The following is a 2,332-nucleotide window of genomic DNA, read 5'->3' on the forward strand; positions in this document are numbered from 1 at the left end:
GGCTTCCTTCATGCGCTGTAAAAACATTCCCTTGCCCCCAAGTTGTTCCCGGTTGGGGGGAAGAACAGCAGCCTGAGCTGAAACAGATGGACGGCAGAAACGCTTGGACAGTGACGTTTGGCTGAGCGGAACACTATGGGTAACAGAATCGCCGAGACGTTTTTTGGAAGCACGATCAGCCCCCCTGTCCTGCTTTGGTCCGGCTGGCAGGCTTTGAGGATTTGATCTGTCAATGTTTGCAGGCAAGGGTAACATAATGATAGCCCTATCAGGTTAATATTCATCCATAATTCAATGGCGAGCCATTGTTTTTGATTCGACAATAATGTTTTTATAAAGTTCACCCATCAGCTTCAGGCACGCAGTAGAAAAAAAACAGTAGGCTGACAACAGGGTTTTCAATGGTCAACGTTGTCCGGATCGATCAGACTTTATCCGCAGGTTATCTGTGGTATTGACGAACTTCGGGGTTTCTTTGTTCTGCTTCATTGATAAAAGCCTTATCATATTTAAGCTCGGCAGCAGCATAATTGAAAGCTCGAGGATTTTTTTCAATTAATTCGAGCATAAACCGGCGATCCTTCAATACCTTTTCAGTGACTAACAATAAGGAATGAATACTTTCAGCAATGGCTATTCGAATAATGTCTTTATCGCCTCGTAGTCTTTCACTGGCATACTGCAAAGATTCTGGATACTTTGCGATAGCGGCCATGACGACATAGCTATCATCCCTCAGCTTTTCACTCAAATATCGCAGTTCTGCGGGATATTCTGAAATGGCAGATAATGCAAAGTTTTTATCATTCAGAACCCGTTGGCTGGCATATTTCAGCCCATGCTTCACCACGGCATTCCTGATCTTTTCTTTATGATCCCCAAGTGGCTGGCCCGGTGGTGCATAAAACTCCAATCTGTAATTGTAAGATGGCTTGATAACAAAGCATTGATTCCCCATGTCATAGACTTGCTCAACCAGTTCAGTAGCTCTTATGGGAGTCAATAATAGAAGATGATTTAAGAGTTCCCTGCGGGTGTCCTCACCGATCTCATCACTCATTAAGATTTCCCGCGCACTTTCTTCCGGTGTTTCCCGACAAACTAACGACATGTGCCATATACTTAGCCGATGAACATAATGAGTAAATTGTTGATGGTGTTTGCTCAATAACTGACAGCAAGGGGCAGTATAGAGCCAGGCACTTTTAGTCCGACTGGACATTACGAATAGGCAATGTTGAAAGGCAAATCTATCCGTTTCTGTCGCAACATCACGATTAAGGCGTTGTGCAAGCAAATTAAAGTCCCACTGACCTCCTTCAAAAATGGGTATGCCCCTCAACTCAACATCCAGATCACACATAGAAGGTAAAACAATCATCAGTTGTTTAAAGGCCTCCTGCATGGTTTTAGTTGATAACATTTGGGCACATTCGACGGTCATTGCACCCGCTACGGCGTTGCAGCTCAACTTCATGCTATCAGCATTTTTATCCAGTTCGATCTCTCTTAATAATTGCGCCAGGAACCACATACGCTTGAACTTGCAGGATTTCTCCTTTTCATCATATCCATCAAATTTATCAGAAAATGTCAGTCTCAAGGTCCGTCCTTTCCCACCCTCTGCGCGTTCAAGCAGCTCAATAAGGCTCACATGACAGCCAAGTTTAAGGTTAACAATCACGGCTTCATCCATACTGATAACAGTCCCTGAACACCCTGATGCTTCGATTGATGTTTTGCAGGACATTTCCAGTAGTGGCGCCTTCTCATCCGGGTTACCCGGAGCCGTGCAATCAACATAGGTAACGCGACCTTTACTGGAAAGCTTGCCCTGAGCGGAAGCCTCAGCGACCGGTGCCAATGCCTTTACAAAACGCTGATGCAAGGCAAAAACCAGCTCATGGACGCTTTGCACCAGCTCGGCGCTCCCAGGGGTAAGTGCCTGAAGAGAGGACTGTAACTGATGACAGTCAGCTACCCACTGACGAAATATTCCCGGGGATAGCTGTCCTTCTTCGGCAGCTTGCATAGGAAGAATGATACTCTCTAAACGGGAGTGAATGGCCTGTTTCAACATCTCGAATCGGTGGATCAGTTGCGGTAACTCATCCCGCAATGACTTGACCCTGTGTGTACGGCTATTACCCGCCAGTTGCAAAAACGCATGATATCCATCCAGCAGTGCTTCAGCCCCATGAACCAGCCGTTTTACGCTGTCACAGGTCTTTGCCAGTAGCTTTGATCGTTGTGGCGACATGCTCAGTTTTACCGGGCTTGCCAGACAATCCAGTCCGCCGCCGGAGGCAAAAAATGCCAACAAACGGGCATT

Annotated in this window: 2 protein-coding genes; both read right to left on the bottom strand. The window is 46.2% G+C overall.

Annotated features, from left to right (window positions below):
- Window positions 1-255, bottom strand: a 255-nt coding sequence (locus KDK19_RS19755) for a hypothetical protein (RefSeq protein ID WP_257255462.1), incomplete at its 3' end; no start/stop codon positions are given.
- 187 nt (window positions 256-442) lie between these two features.
- The coding region (locus KDK19_RS19760) for a DUF4116 domain-containing protein (protein WP_257292695.1) at window positions 443-2,332 on the bottom strand (1,890 nt) is incomplete at its 5' end.

It is taken from the genome of Endozoicomonas sp. ONNA1 (genome assembly GCF_024606325.1).
Taxonomy (GTDB): Bacteria; Pseudomonadota; Gammaproteobacteria; order Pseudomonadales; family Endozoicomonadaceae; genus Endozoicomonas_A.